This window comes from Paracoccus saliphilus (genome assembly GCF_028553805.1).
Classification (GTDB): domain Bacteria; phylum Pseudomonadota; class Alphaproteobacteria; order Rhodobacterales; family Rhodobacteraceae; genus Paracoccus; species Paracoccus saliphilus.
Genome location: NZ_CP067141.1, coordinates 99,797 through 118,588 on the forward strand (window position 1 = coordinate 99,797; position 18,792 = coordinate 118,588).

Below are 18,792 nucleotides of genomic sequence, written 5' to 3' on the forward strand. Positions count from 1 at the left end.
CGGGGACTCCTCAGAACAGGAAATAGCGCTGCGCCATGGGCAGCTCGCTTGCGGGCTCGCAACTCAGCAATTTGCCATCGGCGCGGACCTCGTAGGTTTCGGGATCGACCTCGATCTCGGGCATGGCATCGTTCAGCACCATGTCTGTCTTGCCGATGTCGCGTGTCTGCTCGACCGCGATCAGCACCTTGTCCAGACCCTCGCCCGCCCCGGCCTCCAGCCCCGCGCGTGACAGGAACAGCGCCGAGGCGCGGCGCGAATGCCCCCACATCGGACGGCTGAAGACCGGCTGCACCGGGATCGAGCCATTCGGATCGCCCATCTGCGCCACGCTGATCTGGCCGCCGACCAGCACCATCTCGGGCTTGACGCCGAAGAATGCCGGGGACCACAGCACCAGATCAGCACGCTTGCCGGGGGTGATGCTGCCGATATGGGCGCTGACCCCATGCGCGATGGCCGGGTTGATCGTGTATTTGGCGATATAGCGGCGGGCGCGCAGATTGTCGTTCTCGCCCTGCTCGCCTTCCAGCCGCCCGCGCTGGCGGCGCATCTTGTCGGCGGTCTGCCATGTGCGGATGATCACCTCGCCGATCCGGCCCATCGCCTGACTGTCCGACGAGATCACGCTGAAGGCACCCAGATCATGCAGGATATCCTCGGCGGCAATGGTCTCGCGCCGAATGCGGGATTCGGCGAAGGCGACATCCTCGGGCACCCGGCGGTCCAGATGGTGGCAGACCATCAGCATGTCCAGATGCTCTTCGATGGTATTTGCCGTGTAGGGCCGGGTCGGGTTGGTCGACGACGGCAGCACATTGCCCATGCCCACCATGCGGATGATGTCGGGGGCATGGCCGCCGCCCGCGCCCTCGGTGTGATAGGCATGGATCGTGCGCCCGCCGATGGCCGCCATCGTGTCCTCGACAAAGCCGGATTCGTTCAGCGTGTCGGTATGGATCATCACCTGCACATCCATCGCGTCGGCCACATTCAGGCAATTGTCGATGGCGGCGGGGGTGGTGCCCCAATCCTCGTGCAGTTTCAGCGCGCAGGCCCCGGCGCGGACCTGTTCCTCAAGGGGTTCGGGGCGCGAGGCATTGCCCTTGCCCGCCACGCCGATATTGACGGGCAGATCGGCGCAGGCTTCCAGCATTCGGGCGATATGCCACGGGCCGGGGGTGCAGGTGGTGGCCAGAGTGCCATGCGCGGGTCCGGTGCCGCCACCGAGCAGCGTCGTGACGCCGGAATGCAGCGCGTGATCGACCTGCTGCGGGCAGATGTAATGGATATGGCAATCGAAGCCGCCGGGGGTCAGGATGCGGCCCTCGCCCGCGATGATCTCGGTTCCCGGTCCGATGATCAGGGTGACGCCCGGCTGCGTGTCGGGATTGCCCGCCTTGCCGATCCCGGCGATGCGGCCTTCCTTCAGCCCGACATCTGCCTTGGTGATGCCCTGATGGTCGAATACGACTACGCCGGTGATGACGGTATCCATCACGCCGCCCGCGCGCGTGACCTGGGACTGGCCCATGCCGTCACGCACGACCTTGCCGCCGCCGAATTTCACCTCTTCTCCGGGGATGGTCAGGTCGCGCTCGACCTCGATCAATAGCTCGGTATCGGCCAGCCGGATGCGGTCGCCACTCGTCGGGCCATACATCGCGGCATAATCGGCGCGGGAGAGGGTCAGAGCCATTACAAAGCCCCCATGATGTCTTTGCGAAAACCCTGCACGATCCGGTCGCCCGCATAGGGGATCAGCCGGATCTCGCGCGATTGGCCAGGCTCGAAGCGCATAGCGGTGCCTGCCGGGATGCACAGGCGCATGCCACGGGCGGCGGCGCGGTCAAAGCGCAGCGCCGGGTTGGTTTCGGCGAAATGGTAATGGCTGCCCACCTGGATGGGGCGGTCGCCGCTATTGGCAACCATGAGGGTGATCGGCTCGCGGCCCTCGTTCAGTGCGATGTCACCAGAGGCGGGAATGATTTCACCGGGGATCATGGCCTAGCCCGCAACCGCAAGAAGCAGACCGGCGAGGGTCGTGCCGCCCCCGATGCCGCGCAGAAACGTATCGCGGCGGAGCAGCTTGCCGATCCCGATGCCGAGCAAATGCAGCGCCATGGTCGCGGCGGCAAAACCGAGCGCATAGGGGAGCAGGCCCTGCGCCGGGCCCTCTGCCCCATGCGCCCAGCCATGGGCAAAGCCGAAGATCGCGGCCCCCGGAACCAGCATCGCCATGGGCAGGCGCATGGCCATCGCCACCAGCGCGCCGAGGATCACCACCGAGGCGAGGATCATCGGCTCGACCCCGGCAAAAGGCAGTCCCGCCCAACCCGACAGCCCGCCCGCGATCATCGCAGTGACGAATGCGGCTGGCAGCGCCCAGAGCGCCCGCCCGCCGATCTGCGCCGCCAGCAGGCCAAGCGCGACCATGGCCAGCAGGTGATCGGCGCCGCCGACGGGATGCGACAGGCCGCCGATGAATTGGCCTGACTCATGTCCGGGATGCGCGAATGCCATGCCGGGCAGGATTGCGGCGGCGGTCAGGGTGAAAAATCGTTTCATTCAAGCCTCCTGGCGGATCGGGTGATGGACGGTGACCAGCTTGGTGCCGTCGGGAAAGGTGGCCTCGACTTGCACCGACCCGATCATCTCGGGCACGCCCTGCATGCATTGATCGGCGGTGATCACATGCGCCCCCGCCTGCATTAGATCGGCCACGCTGCGGCCGTCGCGCGCGCCCTCGACGACGAAATCGGTGATCAGGGCGATGGCCTCGGGATGGTTCAGCTTGACGCCACGGGCCAGCCGCCCGCGGGCGACCATCGCGGCGACCGAGACCAACAGTTTCTCGCGTTCACGGGGGGTTAGGTTCATGGGTCAGACCTGCCAGACACGGGGTAAGGGATCGGGGCGCAGCACCTGCAGCAAGCGGTTGATCTGCCGTCTCAGCGGCCAACCATCCCCGGCCAGAAGCCGCAGGACCAGCCGCCCGGGCGGAGCGCTGGCAGCGGATGTCACGCCGGGTTCGGTCAACGTGTCGCGGGCGCGACCCAGCAAATCCGGGGCATGCGGGGCAATCACCGACAGCGTTGCCATGGCCTTCGCGCCATTCAGCATAGCCGCACCGTCCAGCCGCCGCAGCCCGGCATCGTCCAGCGCCAGCGCATCGTGATGCAGGATGCGGCCTTCGCGCCGGACCACGCGGCGGTCATGCAAACGCAGATGCGTCAGGGTCTCGCCCATGGCCAGCCGGCCCAGCACGACCATTTCCAGCAGCATGCAGCCCGCGCCCGGTGCCAGGTCGACCTCGGTCACGCGATCCAGCGCGGCACCGTCGAAGAGGATGGTTTCCTGCGGCAGCCAGTCCAGCCAGCCATCCTCGCCGATGCTCAGCCGCACATACGCCCGCGCCATATCGCCTTCGGCACGATAGGCGCGCTCGGCCGTCTGTGTCGTCGCCAGGGCGCGCGTGCGGGGATGCAGCTCGATCCCGTATTCGAGCCGGTCATCCGAGGCCAGCCCGCCAGAGGTGTTCAGGAACACGATCTCGGGCAATCCTCCTGCGACCCGCGGCAGCATCGCCTTGGCCGAACCCGACTGCGCCAGATCGACGATACCGCGGGGACCGAGGACAATTCGCGCCTGGCCATGGCTGCGCTGGAAAGCGGATATGCGGGGCGAGTCGAACATGGGTCCACTGAAATGTGCAGGCGCATGATCTCAATCACGCACCGCCGGAACCGGCTTCGAAAAGGGTTGAGCTGACTGCGTATGCCGCCAATATAGGCAATGTGGCGAATAAAGTGGCAGTTTTGCGAAGGAGAAATCAGAGGCGGTTCGGGATCGCGGTATCCAATGATCGTCACCGCAACTGCATAAGGATTTCTTATATGATCGATCAAAAAATCCAAATTTCACTAATCTCAAATCATGCTACAAACGACCCGTAGCCGATGACCGGATTCGCGTGATCGACGCAGGGATCAATGCCGAACCGGTCACCGTGATGACACGGGTAAGCAAGGGGAAATCCAATGGACGGAAATGACATCAAATCTTCGGGGAAATGCCCGGTCATGCATGGTGGCATGACAGCCTCGGGCGCCAGCGTGATGGACTGGTGGCCGAATGCCCTCAATCTCGACATCCTGCATCAGCATGACAGCAAGACCAACCCGATGGGCAAGGATTTCAACTATCGGGAAGAGCTGAAGAAACTGGATGTCGAGGCGCTGAAGAAGGACCTGCGCGCATTGATGACCGACAGCCAGGACTGGTGGCCCGCCGATTGGGGCCATTACGGGGGCATGTTCGTGCGCATGTCCTGGCACGCCGCGGGCTCTTACCGCCTGGCGGATGGCCGTGGCGGCGGCGGCACCGGGAACCAGCGTTTCGCGCCGCTGAACTCCTGGCCGGACAATTCCGGCACCGACAAGGCCCGCCGCATGCTGTGGCCGATCAAGAGGAAATACGGCAACAAGATCAGCTGGGCCGACCTGATGATCCTGGCAGGCACCATCGCCTATGAGGATATGGGGCTGAAAACCTTTGGCTTCAGCTTTGGCCGCGAGGATATCTGGCATCCGGAAAAGGATGTCTATTGGGGCTCGGAAAAGGAATGGCTCGCGCCGAGCGACGGGCGCTATGGCAGCGTCGACGATCCCTCGACGATGGAAAACCCGCTGGCCGCCGTGCAGATGGGCCTGATCTATGTGAACCCCGAAGGCGTCAACGGTCAGCCTGACCCGCTGAAGACAGCGGCGCAGATGCGCGAAACCTTCGCCCGGATGGCGATGAATGACGAAGAGACCGTCGCGCTGACCGCTGGCGGCCACACGGTCGGCAAGACCCATGGCAATGGCGATGCCGATCTCTTGGGCGAGGCTCCGGAGGGCGCGGGCGTCGAGGATCAGGGCCTTGGCTGGCTCAACAAGTCCAAGCGCGGCATCGGGCGCGACCAAGTGGTCAGCGGCCTGGAAGGTGCATGGACCACGAATCCCACCAAATGGGACAATGGCTTCTTCGAGATGCTGTTCAACCATGAATGGGAGCTGCGCAAGAGCCCGGCAGGCGCAAACCAGTGGGAACCGGTCGATATCAAGGAAGAGGACAAGCCGGTCGATGTCGAGGACCCCTCGATCCGCCGCAACCCGATGATGACCGATGCCGACATGGCGCTGAAGGTCGATCCCGGCTATCGCGAGATCGCCATGCGCTTCATGAAGGACCCGGATTATTTCTCGGAGACCTTCGCGCGGGCATGGTTCAAGCTGACCCATCGGGACATGGGGCCGAAGGCACGTTATTTCGGGCCGGACGTTCCCGCCGAGGACCTGATCTGGCAGGATCCGGTTCCGGCCGGAAGCACCGGCTATGACGTGGCCGCGGTCAAGGCGAAGATCGATGCCGCCGGATTGTCCATCGCCGACATGGTCTCGACCGCATGGGACAGTGCGCGGACCTATCGCGGCTCGGACATGCGCGGCGGCGCGAATGGCGCGCGCATCCGGCTGGCCCCGCAGAAAGACTGGGAAGGCAACGAGCCCGAACGCCTCGCAAGGGTCCTGTCCGTGCTGGGGCCCATCGCGGCCGAGACCGGCGCCAGCATCGCCGATGTGATCGTGCTGGCCGGCAATCTCGGCATCGAGAAGGCCGCGAAGGCGGCGGGACAGGACATCACCGTGCCCTTCGCACCGGGCCGCGGCGACGCGACCGACGAGATGACCGATGCCGAATCCTTCGACCCGCTGGAACCGCTTGCCGATGGTTACCGGAACTGGCTGAAAAAGGACTATGCGGTGAGCGCGGAAGAGATGATGCTCGACCGGACGCAATTGCTGGGCCTGACCGCCACCGAGATGACCGTGCTGGTCGGCGGGATGCGTGTGCTGGGCACCAATCACGGCGGTGCGAAGCATGGTGTCTTCACCGACCGCGAAGGCGCGCTGACCACGGATTTCTTCGTGAACCTGACCGATATGGGCAATAGCTGGAAGCCCGTGGACAAGGGGCTCTACGAGATCCGCGACCGCAAGACCGACGCGGTGAAATGGACGGCAACCCGGGTCGATCTGGTCTTCGGCTCGAACTCGGTTCTGCGCTCCTATGCCGAGATCTACGCCCAGGATGACAATCACGACAAGTTCCTGCGGGACTTCGTGGCAGCCTGGACCAAGGTGATGAATGCGGATCGGTTCGATCTGGCCTGATTGATTGAACCTGCCCCCGGCGGGCTGTTCGCCGAGGGAACAAATCTTTCAAGACGCATGGACGCGCGGGAAGGCGAAACGCCCTTCTCGCGCGTCTTGCTTTTGGTCCGGACATTGTGATCTGCGCCCCACGCCGCCGAGCCACCGCCCCAATGCGCACACCTCGCAGAGGTTGAAAGTTACCTGTTGCGAACACCTGAAATTCGTACTATGTATACCAAATGTGAGTACATGGTTCCTTGTTTTGTCGAACTGCCCGATGACACAGATACGGTCCCTTTTGTCGAACAAGTGCACATTTTTTTTTCGTCATCGGGCAGTTACCACCATTCCCGACATATATATGATGGCGACGGTGGGATGATTGATCCGCTGAAGCGGCGCAGAGCGGACATACGGGTGCGCCGGCGGTCACTGGCCAACGCAGGCGACAGAACCGTCGATACGCAGCCTCCTCCCCTTCGGTATAAATTGCCTTGAGAGACAGGGTCCAGGCAGCAGCTGAAAGCAGGAAATGCTGAGTCATGGTCACCTCGAAACGCGACAGATGTTTTCATTATGTTCTCGCTGTTCCTGCCAAGCAAGTCTTTGGTGCATTTGCTACCTAAGACCGAATGTCTGAACGCGCACTGGTTCTTGACGCTTGCAGATGCAGCCGAAAAGTTGGAGGCTTGACGTAGATACTACAACGAAGAACGGCCAAACAGTGCGATCGGTAACAAAACTCCGGTCATGCTGACGAAATCGGGGGACTCACCAGCCTGTCACCCTGATTGAAGCCGGAAAACTCTCGCCATGAGTGGTAGAAGGTTCAGAGTCGAACTACCTTCACCTTGCGTTATTCGACCTGATTATAGATCGGTTCATCGCGCATCAATCTAGATCTTATCATGCATATTTATCGTTCCTATCGTTGGAATTGATTGCAGGCCGATGCAGAGGCGTTTTGAGTAAATATCCACATAATATGCAGGTGAGTTAGTGAAGGGTTATTTGGTTTGGAAGGGCTTTAAAGTATATAAAATACTATTAGTATTTTTTCTAAATAAACCTTGATCGGCATGCCATCCTATCAGATACTTGAGGATAATATTCGCATTTTCTTAGGGGCGACCTCCATGACATTCAAATTTCTTACGTCCGTCTCCATTCTTGTTGGAGCAGGGATTCTTACGAATGCAACAGCCTTTGCCGGAGGCTACGCTGCCTCGGTTGAGGAGCCGCCCATCGTTGCTACCCCAGCTGAGGCGCCCCCGAGCCCCGATTGGGCTGGTGCATATGCCGGTGGTTCTTTGGGATATGCCTTTGGCGGAGATGACATCGTAGGGCTCGAGCGCCGCAATACCAGTGGCGAAACGCTCCAGCATCGCTCCGATCTCGGTGCCGTCGACCTGAAAGGCCCCACCTTCGGACTACATCTCGGCTATCGTTGGCAAAGAGACAACTGGGTCTTCGGCCCCGAGTTGGGCGTTGAAGGCAGTAGCGTTGATGCGACAGATGCTATTGAGGCGATCGGTGTGGTCGGAGAGGTCAAATCTGAGCTAAACTATCTTGTCGCGCTGCGAATGAAGACAGGTTATGCGATCAATCCGCAAACGCTGCTTTATGGAACGCTTGGTGTTGCACATGGCGATTTTGACTACACGTTGTCTCGCCCAGGCAATTCGCAGACTGAAAGCTATAGCGATACGGCCTTTACGGCGGGTCTTGGGCTCGAACGCAAAATCAACGAGCGCCTGTCTGCGTTCGCGGAATGGGAGTTTCGTCAATTTGACAAGACTGAAATCATCTACTCGGATGGTGATGATCACTTGGTCACCAATACTTCTCCAGAGCATCATCATATCAGAGTCGGTGTGAATTTCCGCTTCTGAGCCGGTTTCAAAAGGAATTTTGGTTAAAAATTTGCATCGGCATTCTTTGCTACTGAGCTGAAGGATCTCGGTTCAGTCAGTTTCTGTGCCCCATGAGGCGAATTGGGGTAGATATGGAGAATTCCCTGTTGCCTATAATTCCAACGCAGCGGGTCTTCTTGCTGCTTCAGGGTCCGCATGGTCCCTTCTTTGATCATCTAGGCCGGATTCTGCGGGCATCCGGGGCCGATGTCTGGCGCTGTGGCTTCAATGCCGGCGACGAATTCTTCTGGTCCGACAAGCTTCGTTTCATCCGCCATACCGGAACGGTAGAGGACTGGCCTGCCCATCTCGAGCAAATCCTCAGCGAGAAAAACGTCACCGATATCGTGCTCTACGGCGATGTCCGCCCGATACATGCGACGGCACGCAAGCTTGCCTCGCAGCGCGGGCTGCGCATTCATGTCTTCGAAGAGGGCTACCTGCGCCCCTATTGGATCAGCTACGAGCGCGGAGGTTCCAACGGCAATTCGGCGCTGATGCATATCCCATTAGCGGAGATGAGGACTGCACTTTATGAAACCGAGGACGAGATCCGGCGTCCCCCTGCGCGTTGGGGAGACATGCGTCATCATAAATTCTATGGCGCATTTTATCATTTCCTGGTACTCGTCGCGAACCGGGCCTATCGCCACTATCGCAGCCATCGGGTCATCTCGATCAGGCGTGAGTTCCGACTGAACCTGCAGCGTTTCCTATCGACTCCGACGCATAACTTGGCAACCGCGATCCAATGGCGAAGGTTCCGTCGCGCCGGCCGGCCCTATTCCCTCGTGCTGATGCAGCTCGAACATGACTCGAATTTTCTCGGCCATTCACCCTTCAGCAGCAATGCCGATTTCGTCGAAACGGTAGTGGAAGAATTCGCCCGCAGCGCGCCGCAACACCATCATCTGCTATTCAAGGCGCATCCGCTTGAAGATGGGAGGGCACGCAATCGCACCGCGATCCGCAACTCTGCCGCACGTCACGGAATTTCGAACCGTGTCCATTACTTGCGCGGCGGCAAGCTTGCCATGCTGCTTTCTCAGGCTCGTTCGATCGTGACGGTCAACTCGACAGCCGCGCAACAAGCTCTGTGGCGCAATCTGCCAGTCAAATCTCTCGGGCAAGCGGTCTACAACAAACCTGGCCTCGTATCGGAGCAGACGTTGGCTGATTTCTTTACCCAACCCGAGCCCCCGGACCCGAACGCCTATAGAATCCTCAGAAATTACCTGCTGCAGACCAGCCAGATTCCCGGGGGATTCTACTCGGAGCGTTCACGTGCCCATGCTTTGCGAAACGTCAGCGATCTGATCCTCGCCTCCAACGGTCCCTATCAATCGCTGGCTTCGGGACAGATCACATTTCGGCAACAGATAACCGCAAGAGGTCGTTAGACATTCCCCTACCTTGTTGTTAAGAAAGATAATTTTTATTCGTATTTTGTTTGCACGGCGAGAGACCTTTGGGTTTAATCTTCATATGTGATGGAGGCTCGATTGAGCGGGGGAATATCAGGTGAATTAGGTGCTTCGCTATTCGATGTTATCATCACCTCTCGCGAGCGATAATGCCACTCACAATATTTTTTGCTACCTTCTCAGGATGATGGTGCGATCGTAAGCTTATTTTTTTCCATTGCCTCAACATGCGATAAGCGCTGATGTTACACGGGCGAATTTTCAGACCAACGGCAGCCCGTGACCACTGTTGATCAAGAGTTGTTACGGTTACATTGATCAACAACTTCAGGAGCTTCGATCGACCAAAGACCACCATACGGTCCGGGCGATCAAATTGCTCAACCACCAAACGAACCGACTGTGACTTGTTCCGCCAATCGAAATAAAGGTCCCACCCCATTACAATTCCGGACTCTTTGGCAGGATCAATACGAACAGCTTTCATACCGTATTGACGTAGCTCCTCGCTCAGAGGTTCGCAGTCTGCCACTCTATTGAAAGCTTCTTCAGCGGTGAGCTCAACATCAACACATGTCGAGAACATATCTGACTTTCGACCCAGCATGTGCTCGAAAACACCGTAATTTCCGTACGAGCTTGAAGTATGTTGCTCAATTGAGGGCAGAGTATTCAACCATGTCGTTATCATAGCTCAGCCCCTTCGACCGTATGGCTGGCGGGATGGAAACAACAAACCATATCATACAACCATGTTGCAGTTCTTTCCGCTCGGCCCTTTGAACAACCTCAAACCCCCGGTGCCAATGCGAGGGTCCCGTGCTTTGTATAGAACGTCCGATCACGAGTTTGGGCGCTCTTTGATCAATCGAGCGATGCAGATCAGAACAATACAATTCCAAGCATGAAACCAAAGATTAATGCCACGGTGCCCACGCAAGCCGGCAGGAAATAAATGCTCCTCTTGAACTCCTGCCAGTATTCTCGCGAAACCATAGCATTCTGCTCGGCATATGAACGCCGATAAGCCGCAGGAATGGATGGCCCAACATCTTCGTCGTGCCAGTCTAGAGACGACAGCACTTTCATGTATCTGACACGCTCCAATCAATGCCTCCCTTTTGAATCGTGGTAAAAGAGCCGGGGTCCAAATTCAGACGTCAGGTTGACTCAACAAGACAGTAATTGCCGCAACAGGATGCTCCCCGTGGGGATACAGCCGTGGTTCTCATGGCACAGTCTAATTCTGTTGAATAGCATACTTCGTAGCACCGAATTGTAGGATCGGTGGTCAGGGTGTGACACTGCCCTGACCACCTTAACAACGTCACAATACCAGAGGTTTGCGATTCTGGAGGTGACGCATGGCGAGCTTGCGTGCCTGACGTCCTGACGGGAGCTCTCGAGCCGCAAGTGGCGCGTAGTCCGGCTCCTTAAGCTCCGGGAAAAGCGCATGGATCTCGTCGCGGGCAGCGATGCCTACCGATTTCAGCGCTTGCGGCCCAGTATAAAGCGACTCTGTTTCTGCACCATTGGAATAGACCACTTCATGTTGATCGAAGAGGAAGTGGACGTATTCAACGTCAATGATGTCTGACGCAATATCAATGCCCTCGAGTTTCAACAACTGCTTTGCGGCAACCAAGACCTCGAGGGTACCAAACATCCGCTGCGCAATTTTCGATCGCACCAACACCCGATGTTGTGGCGAAACCAGCAGATCCGTGGAAGGTGCGCCCTCACCAAGTGCACCAGCCCTGATCCGAATAGGCTGCAGATTGGGATTCTCCTTAAGGGTTTTGGAGCAAAGCTTGGTTGATCCGATCCAGCGAATTTCTTTCAACCCATTGTCTCGGGTCATTACCTGATCACCGATCTGCAACTCTTCGATCGGGCGCTGCCCGTCACTGGTTTCGATCAGGGTTCCACGGACAAAGCAAACAATCAACGTACCGGCTGGATCATATTCGAGAGATGTAACTGCCGAATCCAATACAAATTGGGTGGTGTCTCCAACAGCATCCAAAATCGGACCTACACCAGGAATATCTGCCAACCAATCATCCAGCTCTGACAAACTTCCTTCAAATGTCGTTTCAACACCAAGTACAGTCACGGTCGCTGTAATGCCGATCCGAGCATCATTGATAGGATCCTCGGAAATCATATGGAGATCGCCGCCATCCGCTTGGTATAGCTCCCCCTCAATTGGATTAACCTGTACACTTAGACCGCCTACGAGAGGAACGCTTATGCTTGGAGAAGTGGTCGTCAAGGTGAGATCGCCAAGATATGTTCCTGACAGCGACGAACCTTCTTCGGTACCTATACCCAAAGGTTCGCCGTTTTCCAGCGTGTCGTCACCACCGCTCGTGTCATATGAATCGATTGTTTCGGGGGTTCCGAACGCATTCAGTAGCGATAAATTGTTAGTGTCAATTATGCCGGTATTCACGTCGAATGAAATCGACGAATCGAATTGTGTAATGAAGGTCATAGCTGCATCCTTGTCGTTAGCACCGAGTGTACGCTCCCAGGGCAAAGGCTGAGCACAGAGCAGGCGCGTAGGTTGGTTCCCTACGCAAGCTAACGTTTTGGCAAAAATCTGATCATTAAGAAAAAATTGATCATTACAGAGTTGCAATCAACCCAGAAGCATCTACAGAGAACAACAGATTTTCTATTTTTTCAACCAGAAAGATGCGTGACTAGGGTAATGGGCATTATTGTATTAATGCCTTTCGGTTGAACCGTGAAACGTTTGCGGTTGCCTGTGGCAATGTTGCGCAAAGCAGGCTCCAACATAAATGCGCCCCTTCCCGCCTGAGTTCATGCAACGACTTCGATCTCGGCCCTGCCGAGGATCGAGAAGTGGTTCATGACTGAGCAGGCGAATGCCATCAGTTCGAGAGAGGCTGCGAAGGATGTGGATTTCGGCCGTCTTGCGGTCCGGGTCTCGTGACTTGATCTTTTCGCCGAAGACCTTCAGGCAGTTCGTCTTGGCCTCGATTCGGTTTCGCGCATGGTATCGGGGTCAATTCTTTCAAATTGTGCGTTCGAGTTGTCGCGTCGCGCGAAGGATCTCATTCCTGGATGAGACCGCCGGGCAGCTTTCCTTCCAGGCGCGACCGTTGCGGCTGATCGGGACGATCGCCTCGGCGCCTCGATCGATGATCGCGCCATGGCACCGCCGCGTATCCTGGACGCCATCTGTGGTGCTATCCCAATCAGGCTCTCGACCAATCCAACCGTCTGGCGAAGTGTAGGACCGAATAGCACTTTCGGCGTCAGGTAGGTTTGGGTCGCGACGTCCGAGAAGGTCTCCGGCCGTCCGCGCTTGCCGGACTTCTCGCGTGCCGGCCGGATCTTGCAAGATGCTTGTGCTCGGAGTGAGCAGGCTCCAGCATGAATGTTATACCTCTTCGTAGGCAGTTCCTCCTGCTCTGGTCTGAGTACCGAAACCGAGCAACTACTAATCTGGTCGGAATCGACGAGCTGGAACTGAGCCAGCGCATGGCCGGTCAGGGCGCCGCCACGGGTGATCTGATGATCAGCTACGATGCGGGCAGCCGGGAATATGCCCTGCGCCTGGACGGCTCATGGGATGCCGGTCTCGGCGCGGATGATTTCCTGTTCACCTGACAAAGCGCCTGCCCTGCCGGAGTGTCGTCATTCCGGCAGGGCTCCGCAGAAGCCGCCAGAGGATGACTGCCCCGATCTCAGGGCAAAGGCCGGGGGGGCCTTGTAGGGATTGAGATCGGCACTCGCCTGATCGAAACCTACCAGCGCGACAAGGAACGCGATGGCGATAGATGCGGTGACGGTGCGGGTCATGTGCGTGCCTCCAGCCCCGCGAGCGGACGCAGCCTGATTCCCAGGAACGCGCCGGCAAAGGCTGCGACGAACCAGACCCAGCCATGCAGGCTGCCCGTGGACACGCCCGAGAAGAACGCCCCCACATTACAGCCGAATGCGAGGCGCGAGGAATAGCCTAGCAAGAAACCGGCGACGATCGTGGCCAGCCATGCCCGCATCGGATAGCTTGGCAGTTTCTGGGACAACCCGCCGCTTCGCCACGCGGCCACGACAAAGGCACCGGCGATGATCCCGATATTCGTGAGCGAGGTATAATCGGTCAGGATGCTGGATTGCAGGATTTGCTCGGATCCCCCGGCTCTCCAGAATGCCGATCCGGACAGGTCGCCGCCCAGGGCAGTGAATCCCTTGGCTGCCCAAAGGCCCAACCCGTAGACCACGCCCCAGGGCTGCCCTGCAATCACCAAATTGGCGATAGCCAGGGCGGCAAGGGCGATGGCCGCGATCACCAGACGTCGCGGCAGGCGCCGGGTTCCGGGCTTGCCCAGCCACAGGAACAAGCATGCCACCGCCGCCAGTGCCGCAAGGGTCACGATCAGTCCCGACCAGCCGGACAATGTCAGGATCGGCAGCGCGCCAAGCCCGGTCCACCAGATCAGGTGATAGGCTCCGGCGAAGCTGCCGATGGCAAAGAAGGGCAGTGCCAGCAGACCGACGGGATTGCCCGAACCGGCATTCACCAATGTCCCCGAGCCACAGCCCAGCACCACCTGCATCGCCGCGCCGAAGATGAAGGCGCCGCCGATCATCGCCCAACCGATAGGGGCCTGTGCGCCGGTCAGCTCGCCCGGATGGGCGGCCAGAAGCGGGATGGCGACCGTGGCGACAATCCCGATGGACAGAAGCTGCGCGACAATGCCCGCCGGTTCGCGGCGCAGGATCATCGCGCGCCACGGCCCGGCGAAACCAAAGCGCAGCCCCTCCAGCGCGATGCCGAAGCCGAGGCCGATGGCCAGCATCATCCCGTAGCGCGCACCGGCGAACAGGGCGACAAGCGCGATGCAGACCAGCGCCACCAGAACCAGCCCGCCACGTTTGGCAAGAATGTCGAGGGCCGGGCCTCCCCGGCCTTGCGGGATCGTCGCCTCGCTCATCAGTTGCGCCTGAACTGGTTCAGAAGGTTCTCGAGCAGGCCGGGCACATTGGCCATCTCGTTGCCGCTGGCCGAATATTCGACCATGGATCCGGGATACAGCTTGACGTTGTCGATCCCGGCCAGTTCGGACAGGGCGAACCAGTCGGTCGCGGCCCAATGCCCGGTATTGCAGAAGGACACCACCTCGTCGCCCTCGCCGATCCCGAGCGAGGCTTTCAGCGCATCGACATCATCGACCCCGCTGATCGCGGTCGCATCCGGACGGAAAAAGCTGGAATGGGACAGGTTCTGCGCCCCGGGCACGGTTCCGGGGCGTTCTGCCGCATTATGGGCCTTCTTGCCCTCGTAGAATTCGGGCGGCCGGGCATCGACCAGCACCGCGTCGCGATCGCCCGCAACCACATCGGCCACATCATCGGTCAAGGCCGTCCAGCGATTGTCCCAGGTAATGTCCAATTCAGAGGGTGTCACCCGGACCGGCGATTTGCTCAGCGGCAGACCGGCATCGGCCCAGGCAGCCGTGCCGCCGTTCAGAACCGACAGCTCGGAGAAGCCCGAGCTTTTCAGTGTCCAGTAAACACGCGCGGCGGCGCCGAAATCGCTGTTGGTGTCGCCTTGGGACATGATGACAATGGGGCGGTCCATCTCCAGTCCCAATTCCTCGTAAGTCGCTTCCAGCTCATCCTCGGGGAGGAGTTGGCCGGGGTTCTCGGCCGGGCCGCGGAACAGCGCATAGGGCGCCGAGACCGCGCCTTCGATATGTCCTTCGGCATAGGCCTCGCCCCGGATGTCGAGGATGATCGGCTCCTGTTCCTTGAGGACGGCATTCAATTCGGCAGCCTCGACAACAGGGCCGAGCTCGGCAGCGGCGGCGGCAGTCACGCTCATCCCCGCGAGACCGGCCAGGCAGATGAATGTGAGTGCTTTCATCGGATGTCTTCCTTTGCCTTGTGTTCTCTCTATCAGTTCGGCAGGAAATCGGGCGTTTCAAGCGGTGACGCGTCCTGACGGCCGTGGTGATCGAAAACAGGATTTCACGCGCCATGCAATGGCAAAGCGGTTCATGCCGCTGGCACGAATTCCACGATAACCGAGTTTTCCGGAATGCGGAGCCAGCAGGAATTCCGTCCTTATTTCAGAACCCGTCGCGATACCTCGCCCACGCGCTGGCACGGCCTAGTCATGATCGCCATGCCTCTCATGCCACAGGCCCCAGCATGTGCCCAGGATCACCAGAAGCGCCCCGATCATCGTGCTCCAGGTTGGCTGTTCCAGGAAGAAGATCGCGCCGATCGCGGTGGAATAGATCAGCCGCAGGTAATCGACCGGCGCCAGCGCCGTGGCCTCGCCGACCCGGAACGCCATGAAATTCAGGCTTTGTCCCATGGTGGACAGCAATCCGATGCAGATCAGCAGGATCCATTGCCCCGGCGTGGGCGGCACCCAGTTCAAGAAGGTCGGTACCGCGAGGATCAGGCCCACGCCAACGGCCTGATAGGTGATGACGGTGGCCAGCCTTTCCCGTTGCGCCAGTTTGCGCACGATCACCATGATCAGCGCGACCGCCCCGGCCGAGAACAGCGCCAGCAGGACATAGCGGTCGATCTGCGCGCCGGTGGGATCGGTGATGACGATCACGCCGACGAAGCCGGCGAATATTCCGGTCCATCGATGACGCCCGACGATTTCATGCAGCAGCAGGATGGCAAATATGGCCACGAAGAAGGATCGCGAGAAACTGATCGCCACGGCATCGGCCAGTGGCAGATGCACCATGGCGGTAAAGCCCGCCACCATCGCGATGGATGACAATGCGATCCGCAGCAGGTGCAGATAGGGCGTATCGGTGGCAAAGGCCCGGCGCGGATCGCGCAATATGCCCGGCATCATCGCCGCGGTCATGACCATCTGCCGCAGGAACAGGATCTGGATGACCGGGATCGTCTCGCCGACGGTCTTGATGAGCGCCGTCATGATCGTCAGGACCAGCCCGGCCATCGCGATCCATACGGCCCCTTGCAGGTTGCCCGGCAAGAGCGCCACCCGGCGCTGCACCCGCCCCACCATATCGTCAGTGACGGCCATTCCACTCTCCGAGAGCCGCCGATTGCATCCAACAAGAATCCAATCACGGCTGATGCAAGCATCACGCCTGCAAGCTTAATCAGGATTTGCCCGTTCTTACGAGGTCGCATGGCAGCCTGCAAGTCGGATTGTATACATTCAGGTGAAAGGTGCGCATATGGCACTTTGCCGCCCATGACTTCGCGTCTATATTCGCGTCATGATCAGGAGGTGAGATGGCAACACGCGGGCTGGAAGTGACGCGCGATATCCGCGAGGGCATCGCCGACGGGCGGTATCCCGGCGGATGCCGGCTCAGCGAAGTCGAGATGGCGGCGCGTCTCGGGGTTTCCCGGACCCCGGTGCGCAACGCGCTGTCGGTTCTGGCGGCGGAAGGGCTGCTCGATTACACCCCCAATGTCGGCTATACCGTGCATCGCTTCACCGTCGCGGATATCGAAGAGATATTCCGGGTCCGGATCGAACTTGAGGCCCTTGCCGCCCGGTCAGCTGCGGAAAACGGGCTCAGCCCGGCGCAGGACACAGCCATGCGCGAGTCTCTCGACCGGACGGCGGATCTGGTGGGCAAGTCATGCTGGAATGACGACATTCGCGCGGCATTCCTTCCGCTCAACCGCAGCTTTCACATGACCGTCCGCGAGGCGGCGCAGAACGCGTTTCTCACCTCGATGATCCACAAGACCAACGAAGTGCCGTTATTCGATCTGATCCGCTGGCATCGCTTCACCGCCGAATTGCTGCGCCAGTCGCTGGACGAGCACCGGGAGCTTTTCGACGCGCTCTGCCGCCGTCAGCCCGAACGCGCCGCCCGCATCCAGGCCGAGCACACCTATCGCGCAGGCCGGCGCATGGTGCAGAACTGGTCGCGCACCGGCGCAATGGCCGGCAACCCGACGACTCAGGAATCCCCGTCTGACGCGCAGCTTGGCATCCCGTTTTCGAAGAAATCCTCGGGCACATAGCGGGCCTCGGTGACGATCACGTTCTGCTCGGGAGCCCAGGTCATGTGACGTTCCCAGTCCAGCTTGCCGTCGGGCGTCACCTCCAACACGCGCCCGCCCTCGGCCTCGGTCAGCAGGATATGACCATCCGGCAGGACCTGATGCTTGCCCCGGCGCCAGCTATAGAACGGCAGCTCGTCCGATCCGGTGAACAGCGTTTCGACCTCTTCCTCGCCGGGACGGATCGAAAGGATTCGGCTCGCGCCCGAACCGGTGGCGTTGTCGTAAACCGTGATCCGGCCATCGGGCTGGAAATCGGGATCATGCTGCTTGAACCATGGTCCATAATGCCACCATTTCACGCGCCCGGTTTCCGGATCCACCACGCTGATCATGTTCAGTTCGCGCAGGCTCAACAGCACGTCGCCGGGCTCGAACATCGGGAAGGCATCGGCCATCTCGGCGCGCAGTGGTTCGGCATCGTTGGGATGGAACGGATCGCCCAGATAGGTGACCTCTTCCTCGGCATTTTCCGGCGTGCGTGTCCGGATCTCCAGCATCGCCTTCTGTTCGATGTTCTCGCCCTCGACCATCTCCGCGCGAAGACTGACACTGCTCAGGGTCTCGCCCGTATTCTCGTCGAGCCGGACGATATCGTCATCGCGCAACGTCACGAGACGCCCCTCGCCATCGCGGTTGATGCTATGGTGGAACCGGTCGTTCTGCGTCCAGATCGGCTGGCCGCAGGCATCGATGCGGGTGATAGCCTGCCCGCCATCGAAGGTCAGCGCAAGCGAGCCGTCCTCGAAGACCTCCATGCCGTGCAGCATCACGTTCTGGGGTTTGCGCTCGGTATCATACAGATCGTAATGCACGGGCCAGCGATGCACCTCCTGCCCCGCGCCGTCGTAAAGGCGAACGGTATGAAAAGGGCCGTCCTGCGTCTCGTTCAGCCCGGCAATTAGCGTATAGCCCCCGGCGCTGCTGCCCTCGGGCTTGCCTGACAGCCCGCGCTCGGGATCCGGCTCGCCACCGACCGGCTTGACCAGGTGCCGCGTGGGTTCAAGGCCGATATCGTTCTTCCAGTTTTCCGCGACCTCCTTCACCGTGCGATGCGCCAGACCGATCTGCGGTGCGGGAAACCAGTTCCACCAGGTGGAAACGGTGCCATAGATCATGGCGATGATGGCAAGCGAGACAATGGAAATGGCGGGACCGATGCGGTCAGAGAATTTGCGTTTCAAGGCTCGGTATTCTTTC

Annotated in this window: 18 protein-coding genes and 4 pseudogenes; 6 read left to right on the plus strand and 16 right to left on the minus strand. The window is 59.6% G+C overall.

Annotated elements, in window-relative coordinates:
- Window positions 1-10 precede the first annotated feature (10 nt).
- The 5 genes from ureC to JHX88_RS21500 are packed head-to-tail and all read right to left on the minus strand — an operon-like array spanning window position 11 to window position 3,696.
- Window positions 11-1,699: an urease subunit alpha gene (gene ureC / locus JHX88_RS21480; RefSeq protein ID WP_076526893.1), complete on the minus strand. Its 1,689-nt coding sequence runs from the start codon at window positions 1,697-1,699 to the stop codon at window positions 11-13.
- Window positions 1,699-2,004, minus strand: a complete 306-nt coding sequence (locus tag JHX88_RS21485) for an urease subunit beta (protein ID WP_076526894.1) — start codon at window positions 2,002-2,004, stop codon at window positions 1,699-1,701. The genes ureC and JHX88_RS21485 overlap by 1 nt, the downstream gene beginning before the upstream one ends.
- A 3-nt stretch (window positions 2,005-2,007) precedes the next feature.
- Window positions 2,008-2,568 (minus strand): HupE/UreJ family protein, encoded by a 561-nt coding sequence (locus JHX88_RS21490; protein WP_076526895.1) that lies wholly within the window; start codon window positions 2,566-2,568, stop codon window positions 2,008-2,010.
- Window positions 2,569-2,880: an urease subunit gamma gene (locus tag JHX88_RS21495; RefSeq protein ID WP_076526896.1), complete on the minus strand. Its 312-nt coding sequence runs from the start codon at window positions 2,878-2,880 to the stop codon at window positions 2,569-2,571.
- A 3-nt stretch (window positions 2,881-2,883) separates the two neighbouring features.
- A complete protein-coding gene (locus JHX88_RS21500) occupies window positions 2,884-3,696 on the minus strand; it encodes an urease accessory protein UreD (protein ID WP_076526897.1) in 813 nt (270 codons plus the stop codon).
- A gap of 344 nt (window positions 3,697-4,040) precedes the next feature.
- Between JHX88_RS21500 and katG the strand changes: the two genes are divergently transcribed.
- Entirely contained in the window at window positions 4,041-6,215 is a 2,175-nt protein-coding gene (gene katG, locus JHX88_RS21505; protein ID WP_076526898.1) for a catalase/peroxidase HPI, read from the plus strand.
- A gap of 379 nt (window positions 6,216-6,594) precedes the next feature.
- On the opposite strand, the pseudogene JHX88_RS21510 reads toward katG, so the two are convergent.
- Window positions 6,595-6,741, minus strand: a pseudogene (locus tag JHX88_RS21510) (IS1595 family transposase); the annotation flags it as partial.
- Window positions 6,742-6,821: 80 nt separating this feature from the next.
- On the opposite strand from JHX88_RS21510, the pseudogene JHX88_RS21515 reads away from it, so the two are divergent.
- The 3 genes and pseudogenes from JHX88_RS21515 to JHX88_RS21525 form a co-directional block, all read left to right on the plus strand.
- Window positions 6,822-6,992 (plus strand): annotated as a pseudogene (locus JHX88_RS21515) (integrase core domain-containing protein); the annotation flags it as partial.
- A 341-nt stretch (window positions 6,993-7,333) separates the two neighbouring features.
- Window positions 7,334-8,089 carry an outer membrane protein gene (locus JHX88_RS21520; protein ID WP_076526900.1) on the plus strand — a complete coding sequence of 252 codons (756 nt, stop codon included), beginning with the start codon at window positions 7,334-7,336 and terminating at the stop codon, window positions 8,087-8,089.
- A 158-nt stretch (window positions 8,090-8,247) separates the two neighbouring features.
- Window positions 8,248-9,510, plus strand: a complete 1,263-nt coding sequence (locus tag JHX88_RS21525) for a capsule biosynthesis protein (protein ID WP_336389970.1) — start codon at window positions 8,248-8,250, stop codon at window positions 9,508-9,510.
- Between the two features lie 154 nt (window positions 9,511-9,664).
- Here JHX88_RS21525 and JHX88_RS21530 read toward each other — a convergent pair whose 3' ends face one another.
- From JHX88_RS21530 to JHX88_RS22260, 5 genes and pseudogenes are all read right to left on the minus strand, one after another.
- Complete coding sequence (locus tag JHX88_RS21530) at window positions 9,665-10,225, minus strand: hypothetical protein (RefSeq protein ID WP_141225857.1); 561 nt, start codon at window positions 10,223-10,225, stop codon at window positions 9,665-9,667.
- A gap of 191 nt (window positions 10,226-10,416) precedes the next feature.
- Window positions 10,417-10,623, minus strand: coding sequence for a hypothetical protein (locus JHX88_RS21535; RefSeq protein WP_141225858.1), 207 nt, complete (start codon window positions 10,621-10,623; stop codon window positions 10,417-10,419).
- A gap of 238 nt (window positions 10,624-10,861) precedes the next feature.
- The gene (locus tag JHX88_RS21540; RefSeq protein ID WP_076526903.1) at window positions 10,862-12,031 is read right to left on the minus strand and encodes a Hint domain-containing protein; all 1,170 of its coding nucleotides are present in this window, start codon (window positions 12,029-12,031) and stop codon (window positions 10,862-10,864) included.
- Window positions 12,032-12,363: 332 nt separating this feature from the next.
- Window positions 12,364-12,751, minus strand: a pseudogene (locus JHX88_RS21545) (IS5/IS1182 family transposase); the annotation flags it as partial.
- 56 nt (window positions 12,752-12,807) lie between these two features.
- Window positions 12,808-13,044 (minus strand): annotated as a pseudogene (locus JHX88_RS22260) (hypothetical protein); the annotation flags it as partial.
- On the opposite strand from JHX88_RS22260, the gene JHX88_RS21555 reads away from it, so the two are divergent.
- Complete coding sequence (locus JHX88_RS21555; protein WP_141225859.1) at window positions 12,940-13,176, plus strand: hypothetical protein; 237 nt, start codon at window positions 12,940-12,942, stop codon at window positions 13,174-13,176. The pseudogene JHX88_RS22260 and the gene JHX88_RS21555 sit on opposite strands and share 105 nt — an antisense overlap.
- A 27-nt stretch (window positions 13,177-13,203) precedes the next feature.
- Here the strand turns inward: JHX88_RS21555 and JHX88_RS21560 are convergent, their stop codons facing one another.
- The 4 genes from JHX88_RS21560 to JHX88_RS21575 all read right to left on the minus strand — a co-directional run bounded on the left by JHX88_RS21560 (window position 13,204) and on the right by JHX88_RS21575 (window position 16,591).
- A complete protein-coding gene (locus JHX88_RS21560) occupies window positions 13,204-13,368 on the minus strand; it encodes a hypothetical protein (protein ID WP_176011462.1) in 165 nt (54 codons plus the stop codon).
- The gene (locus JHX88_RS21565) at window positions 13,365-14,504 is read right to left on the minus strand and encodes a YeeE/YedE family protein (protein WP_084203191.1); all 1,140 of its coding nucleotides are present in this window, start codon (window positions 14,502-14,504) and stop codon (window positions 13,365-13,367) included. The genes JHX88_RS21560 and JHX88_RS21565 overlap by 4 nt, the downstream gene beginning before the upstream one ends.
- Window positions 14,504-15,436, minus strand: a complete 933-nt coding sequence (locus JHX88_RS21570; protein WP_076526905.1) for a sulfurtransferase — start codon at window positions 15,434-15,436, stop codon at window positions 14,504-14,506. Before JHX88_RS21570 ends, JHX88_RS21565 begins: the two co-directional genes overlap by 1 nt.
- A 246-nt stretch (window positions 15,437-15,682) precedes the next feature.
- Window positions 15,683-16,591 carry a DMT family transporter gene (locus JHX88_RS21575; RefSeq protein ID WP_076526906.1) on the minus strand — a complete coding sequence of 303 codons (909 nt, stop codon included), beginning with the start codon at window positions 16,589-16,591 and terminating at the stop codon, window positions 15,683-15,685.
- A 215-nt stretch (window positions 16,592-16,806) separates the two neighbouring features.
- Here JHX88_RS21575 and JHX88_RS21580 point away from each other — a divergent pair, with 215 nt between their 5' ends.
- Window positions 16,807-17,553, plus strand: coding sequence for a GntR family transcriptional regulator (locus JHX88_RS21580; protein ID WP_076526907.1), 747 nt, complete (start codon window positions 16,807-16,809; stop codon window positions 17,551-17,553).
- Here the strand turns inward: JHX88_RS21580 and JHX88_RS21585 are convergent.
- A complete protein-coding gene (locus JHX88_RS21585) occupies window positions 17,490-18,776 on the minus strand; it encodes an arylsulfotransferase family protein (protein ID WP_076526908.1) in 1,287 nt (428 codons plus the stop codon). The genes JHX88_RS21580 and JHX88_RS21585 overlap by 64 nt on opposite strands.
- Window positions 18,777-18,792 lie beyond the last annotated feature (16 nt).